General features: G+C 77.6%; 6 protein-coding genes. 1 reads left to right on the forward strand and 5 read right to left on the reverse strand.

Annotation, left to right across the window (positions count from 1 at the left end; all coding sequences use genetic code 11):
- Nucleotides 1-2,025 (reverse strand): glycosyltransferase (locus VFW24_04330; GenBank protein HEX5265975.1); only part of this gene is annotated, 2,025 nt, incomplete at its 3' end.
- Between the two features lie 26 nt (nucleotides 2,026-2,051).
- Between VFW24_04330 and VFW24_04335 the strand changes: the two genes are divergently transcribed.
- Complete coding sequence (locus VFW24_04335) at nucleotides 2,052-2,225, forward strand: hypothetical protein (protein HEX5265976.1); 174 nt, start codon at nucleotides 2,052-2,054, stop codon at nucleotides 2,223-2,225.
- Here VFW24_04335 and VFW24_04340 read toward each other — a convergent pair.
- The 4 genes from VFW24_04340 to VFW24_04355 all read right to left on the reverse strand — a co-directional run.
- Complete coding sequence (locus VFW24_04340) at nucleotides 2,218-3,120, reverse strand: GDP-mannose 4,6-dehydratase (GenBank protein ID HEX5265977.1); 903 nt, start codon at nucleotides 3,118-3,120, stop codon at nucleotides 2,218-2,220. The genes VFW24_04335 and VFW24_04340 overlap by 8 nt on opposite strands.
- A gap of 12 nt (nucleotides 3,121-3,132) precedes the next feature.
- A complete protein-coding gene (locus tag VFW24_04345) occupies nucleotides 3,133-4,269 on the reverse strand; it encodes a glycosyltransferase family 1 protein (protein ID HEX5265978.1) in 1,137 nt (378 codons plus the stop codon).
- A complete protein-coding gene (locus tag VFW24_04350) occupies nucleotides 4,263-5,354 on the reverse strand; it encodes a glycosyltransferase family 1 protein (protein ID HEX5265979.1) in 1,092 nt (363 codons plus the stop codon). The genes VFW24_04345 and VFW24_04350 overlap by 7 nt, the downstream gene beginning before the upstream one ends.
- Before the next feature lie 11 nt (nucleotides 5,355-5,365).
- The coding region (locus VFW24_04355; protein ID HEX5265980.1) for a glycosyltransferase family 1 protein at nucleotides 5,366-5,969 on the reverse strand (604 nt) is incomplete at its 5' end.

The following is a 5,969-nucleotide window of genomic DNA, read 5'->3' on the forward strand; positions in this document are numbered from 1 at the left end:
CGGCACCGCCATGGCCGGGAGCAGGACCCAGCCCACCCAGTCGGTGCCCCCGGGCACGGCGTGGAAGCCGAGCAGGGCCCCGGGCCCCGCCGCCCGGGCCACCGCCTCCCGGAGCCCCATTACCGCCGCCCCCTGCCCCCCCGGCGTGAACAGCCCCGCCGACCACGGGAAGGCCAGGAGCCACGCCCCCACCGCGCCGGCCGCGACCACGCCGGCCCCCTTGAGGCTGGACCGCCAGGCCCCGGCCACGGCCGACGCCAGCACCATCCCCGCCGCCGCCACCAGGGCCGCCACCACCACTCCGGGGCCGACCGCGCCGGCCAGGGCCAGGATCACGGCGGTGGCCGCCCAGCGCCGGGCCGGCCGGCCCGGGGACGCGAACGGCTCCCGGCCCGTGCCCGCCGCCACCAGCCGCACCAGCCACGGTGCCGCCCCGTAGGCCACCAGGGCGGCCCAGCGGCCGTGGGCCACCTCGTCGTAGGGCAGGGGGAGGGCCAGGTAGGCGACCGGCGCGGCCAGGCCGGCCCATCGGGAGCCGAGGGGCCGGGCCAGGCGGTAGGCGCCCAGGGCCCCCAGCGGCAGCATGCCCACGACCGCCAGGGTCCGGGCCAGGCCGGCCGAGCCGCCGAGGATCCCCCCCAGCACCCCGGCCAGCGCCAGCCCCAACGGCGGGGCGGTGGTCTGGCCCAGCCCCACCGGGCGGGTGCTGGACGTGTAGGCGGAGACCAGGCGCCCCGCCGACGGGAACGGGGACATCTGGCCCACGGCCGGGGGCCCGGTGTGCAGGAGGCTCCGGGCCCCGAACAGGAGGGCCACGACGATCACCCCCCACACCAGCACCGGCGCCCACGACAGGGCGGGACGGCCCTCGACGCCGGCGCCGGCCAGCAGGCCCTCCTCCCGGAGCTCCTCTTCGACCTCGATCCCCCCGGGCGGCGGGAGGTGGGGCACGCGGGTGGAGGCCCGGCTGAACGCCCCCTCCACCAGAGCGGTCAGGCGGGCGCCACCGGACGACTGCAGGCGGCGCACCTCCCCGTCCGGGAGCACCCGGTGCGCCGCCACCTCGGCCCGGAGGCGGCGCAGCTCCCCCAGGCGGCGCAGGTTCCACGTCCACGCCCCGACCGCGGCCCGGGCCGTGGGACCGCGGCCCCCGACCGTGGCCACGGCGGCCTCGGTCAAGGAGTGGGCCGCCAGCTGGGGTCCCACCCGGACCAGGTGCCAGCGCCCGTAGCACTTGAGAGCGGCGCGCAGCTCGTGGCGCCGGCACAGAGCCAGCTCCCGGGCCCCGGGCCGCCCGGCGCCCCGCCGCGGGACCGGGGGCAGCCCGGGCAGGTCCTGCATCGGGCGCAGGCCGGCCGAGAGCGCCGCCCGGTGGCGGGCCCGGGCGGCCGGGGCCACCATGACCCGGGCGCCCGCGGTCTGGGCCCGCCACGACAGGTCGACGTCCTCCCGGAACAGCACCATGGCGGGGTCGAAGCCCCCCAGGGCCGCGAACAGGTCGGCCCGCACGAGCATGGCGGCGTCCGGCGCCACGAACACGTCCCGGACCGAGTCGTGCTGCTCCTGGTCCATCTCGCCCGGCAGGGCCAGCGGCACCGGCAGGCCCCCCTTGTCGGCGCTCATCCCGACCTGGAGCAGCCGGGTGGGGTCCTCCCAGGTCACCAGCTTGGGGCCGATGATCCCGGCATTGGACCGGAACGCCTCCTCGACTAGCAGCCGCACCGCGTCGCGGTCGAGGGCCACGTCGTCGTGGCACATCAGGTAGAACGACGCCCCCTCGACGACCCGGAGGGCCTCGTTGGCGGCGGCGGCGTAGCCCGTCGGCGCAGGCAGGCGCCGGACGTAGGCCCCGGGCAGGATGGCCGCCACCCGCGGGGTCGGGTCCTCGGCGCTGCCGGCGTCGACCACCAGGACCGAGAGGTTGGGGTAGTCCTGGGCGGCCAGCCCGCCGAGGGTCTCCTCGAACCATTCCCCCGGGTCGGCGGTCACGACGACGGCCACGACGGGCGGGGCCTGGGGATCCATGAGCCCGGCGAGGCTAGCGTCGGCCTATGGCCGATTTGGGGAAGCTGGCCAAGGAAGCCGGCTACACCGCCCTCGGGCTGGCCCTGCTCAACTTCCAGCGGGCCCAGGTCCGCCGGCGCGAGGTCGAGAAGCAGCTGCACGCCGCCTTGGGCCCGCTGGCTCCCTTCCTGCCGCCGCCGCTGCGCCCTCCCGCTAGATAGGCCGCTCCAGCACGACCGCCTCGTCGAGCACCTCGCCCAGGCTGCGGTCCAGCCCGATCTCGGGCTCCCAGCCGGTGGCGGTCCGCAGCTTGGCCGGATCCCCGAGCAGCACGGGCACGTCCACCGGCCGCTCCAGCTCGGGATCGGGGACCAGCTCCAGGTCGGCGCCGGCCAGGTCCAGCAGGCGCCGGGCCACCTCCTCGATCGAGACGGCCCGGCCCGTACAGACGTTGTAGGCCTCGCCCGCCACCCCGCGCTCGACCAGCAGCCGGTAGGCCCGGACCACGTCGCGCACGTCGGTGAAGTCCCGCCGCGGGGTCAGGTTCCCGACGGGAAGAGCCCGATCCCCCTTCGCCTGCGCCTCCGCAATCCGCCGGGCGAAGGCCGGGACCACGAAGCTCGGGTGCTGCCCCGGCCCGATGTGGTTGAACGCCCGCACCCGGATCACCGGGAGCCCGTGGCCGAGGAACGCCTGCAGCCCGAGGAACTCCGCCGCCACCTTGCTGGCGGCGTAGGGGCTGACCGGGCGGAGGGGCGCCTCCTCGGTGACCGGCAGCTGGTCCGGCTGCACGGTCCCGTACACCTCGGCGGAGCCGACCAGCAGCACGCGTGGAACGGGATCACACTCCAGGGCGGCCTGGATGAGCTCCAGGGTCCCGCCGGCGTTGACCCGGAACACCTCCCGGGGCTCCTCCCACGACTTGCCCACGTGGGTGAAGGCGGCCAGGTGGTAGATGGCGTCCGGCGCGGCGTCGAGCACCAGGCTCCGGATGGCGGCGCCGTCGGTGATGTCGGTCGAGTCGTCGGCCACGACGATGTGGTCCCCGGCCTCCTCGAGATGGCGGCGCAGCCACCCCGCCACGAAGCCGCTCCCGCCCGTCACCACCGCGCGCATGAGTGTCGAACGCTACGTGGCGCCGGCGACGCGATGGTAAACGGCAACGTGGGCGTCGGCGCAGCGCGCCCAGGTGTGACCGGCCGCGACCGCGAGCCCGGCCTCCCGGCGGGGCGCCCGCCCCGCCACGGCGTCGGTGAGCTCGGCGTCGAGGGCGGTGGCCAGAGCGGCGGCGTCCCCCGGGGGAACCAGAGTGGCGGCCCCGCCGGCGACCTCGTCCATCACCGATCCCGACGTCGTCACGACGCGCGCCCCGCACGCCAGCGCCTCCAGCACCGGCAGGCCGAAGCCCTCGGCGCGCGACGGGTAGGCCACCACGTCGGCCCGCCGCAGGAAGGCGGGCAGCGCCTCCTCGGCCAGGTAGCCGGTGCGCACCACGCGGTCCCGGTGCCGCATGCGCCCCAGCTCGTCGTCGACCGGTCCCGCCCCCCAGCCCTGTCCCCCGGCGGCCACCAGGCCCACGCCGGGGTGGGCGTCGGCCACCGCGTCGAAGGCGCGCAGCAGCACGTCGAGTCCCTTGCGCGGCTCGACCGTTCCGAGGAACGCGACGTAGCGCCCGGCGACGCCGTGGGCGGCCAGCACGGCGGCATCGGCCTCTTCCTCGTCGGGCCGGGCGGGGCGGAAGCGGCTGTGGTCCACCCCGTGGGGGACGGTCACCACCTCGGCGCGCGGTGCCAACAGCTCCTGCAGCCGCTGGCTGGTGGCGGCGCTCACGCACACCACGGCGTCGGCGCGCCGGGCCGCCACCCGGATGGCGCGCCGGAAGAACCACACCTTGCTCCGCTCGTGCCACTCGGGATGGTCGAAGAACGTGAGGTCGTGCACCGTGACCACCCGCGGCAGCCGGGCCCGCTCCGGCATCGTGTAGTGCGGGCCGTGGTGAACGTCCGGAGCTCCCCCGCGCGCCAGCACTCCGGGCAAAGCCACCTGTTCCCACACCAGCCGCCCCGGCCTCGGACCGGGCGCCACGGCGAGCACCGTGGCCCGCGGCGCCACCCCGCCCCAGCGCCGGGCATCGGCGGTGCGCGCCACGAGGGTCAGGGCCACGTCGTCGCGATCCCCGAGCTCCCGGGCCAGGTCCAGGGTGTAGCGGCCCGCCCCGGCGGGGCGCCCGGGCACGGCGCTGACGTCGAGCGAGACGCTCAGCACAGGCCCTGCCACAGGTCCAGGTGCCGCCAGGCGCAGGCCTCCCACGTGAGCGCGGCGGCGCGCTTGCGGCCCGCGGCGGTGAGGCCCGCCCGGGCCTCCTCGTCGGTGGCCGCCGTCACCACCGCTTCGGCGATGGCGCCGGCGTCCAACGGATCGACCTCGAGGGCCGCTCCACCCGTGCTGGGCATGGGGCTCGCCACCACCGGCGTGCCCTGGGCCATGGCCTCGACGGGGGGAAGCCCGAAGCCCTCCACCAGCGGCACGTACACCAGACAGCGGCTGGCCCCGTACAGGGCCGCCAGCACCCCCGCCTCCACCCGTCCGGCCGGGACCACCCCGGGGGCGGTGCGGAGGGCCGGGCCCCACCCGGGAGGGCCGACCACGACCAGGGGCCACGGCGCGGGCAGGCGGGGCCGGGCCCGGCCAAACGCCTCCATCAGCCGGGGCAGGTTCTTGCGCGGCTCCTGGGTCCCGACCGACAGGAGGAAGGGGCCGTCGACGCCGAGGGCCTCCAGCAGGCGGGCGGCGCCGTCCTGGTCGGGCGGGGGCAGGTGGTCGCAGCCCTCCTCGATCACCTCGACCCGGTTGGCCCCCTCCTTGCGCAGCTCCGCCGCCGTCCGGTCGGACGGGGTCACCAGCGCCGCCGCCCGGGCCACCGCCCGGGCCAGGGTGGCCTCGTGCCACCGCCGCCCCCGCGGGGGGAACGCCTCCGGGACCCACCGCCAGGACAGGTCGTGGACCATCACCGTCACCCGGGGCCCGGCCCCGGCCCGGCGGGGCGAGGGGAACGCCTGCGACACGGAGTGGGCCACGTCGAAGCCGGCCGGGGCCCGCACCAGGCCGACGTCCCAGGCCCGGGTCAGCCCGCGCGCCGGGAGCGGGCTGGTCCGCACCGGGAAGCCGTAGGTCTCGAGCGGGTCCGGCCCGCTCCCGGACCTGCCGGCCGTTTTGCCGGCCGGTTTGCCGGCCGGTTTGCTGGCATGGACGGTCACATCAGTGGCGCCGGCCGCCGCCAGCCCGGTCAGCAGGCCGTGGGCGTAGGTGCCCACCCCGCCGGGCACGCTCCGGCGGAGCTGCTCGGCCACGACCAGCACCCTCACCTGTCGGCGGCCGCCCGCCGGTACAGGTCGGACAGGCCCGCCGCGGTCCGGTCCCACCCGAAGCCGGCGGCGTGGGCCCGCCCCCGGGCCACCGCCTTGTCCCGGGCCGCGCCGTCGGTGACGAGCAGCCCGACGGCCCCGGCCAGCGCCTCGGCGTCACCGGGCTCGACCATCTCCGCGCCGTCCCCGACCACCTCGGGGAGGGCGCCGGCTGTCGTGGTCACGACCGGCACCCCGGCCACCATGGCCTCGAGGGGCGGGAACCCGAACCCCTCGTAGAGCGAGGGGTACACGTAGACGGCGGCGTGGCGGAGCAGGGCGGCCCGCTCCTGGCCCCCCACCCAGCCCAGGCGGACGACGCGGTCGCGATGGGCCGCCCGCTGCACCGCCTGCCTGAATGCCTCCTCGCCCCACCCCTCGGGGCCGGCCACGACCAGGCGGAGGCCGGGAACTTCGCCGGCCATCAGATCGAAGGCCCGCACGAGCGTCGGGAGATCCTTCCTCGGTTCGACGGTCCCCAGAGCCAGGACGTAGGGCGCGCCCCGCGCCGGCGGCGGCAGGGCGCCGGCGGCGGTCCCCTCGCCGGGGTCGAGGGGGATT

This window comes from Acidimicrobiales bacterium, assembly GCA_036273495.1.
In the GTDB taxonomy this organism is placed as follows: domain Bacteria; phylum Actinomycetota; class Acidimicrobiia; order Acidimicrobiales; family JAJPHE01; genus DASSEU01.

Coding starts and splice junctions, on each gene's coding strand:
- VFW24_04335 (HEX5265976.1), top strand. CDS start 2,052: ATGGCCGATTTGGGGAAGCTGGCCAAGGAAGCCGGCTACACCGCCCTC.
- VFW24_04340 (HEX5265977.1), bottom strand. CDS start 3,120: ATGCGCGCGGTGGTGACGGGCGGGAGCGGCTTCGTGGCGGGGTGGCTG.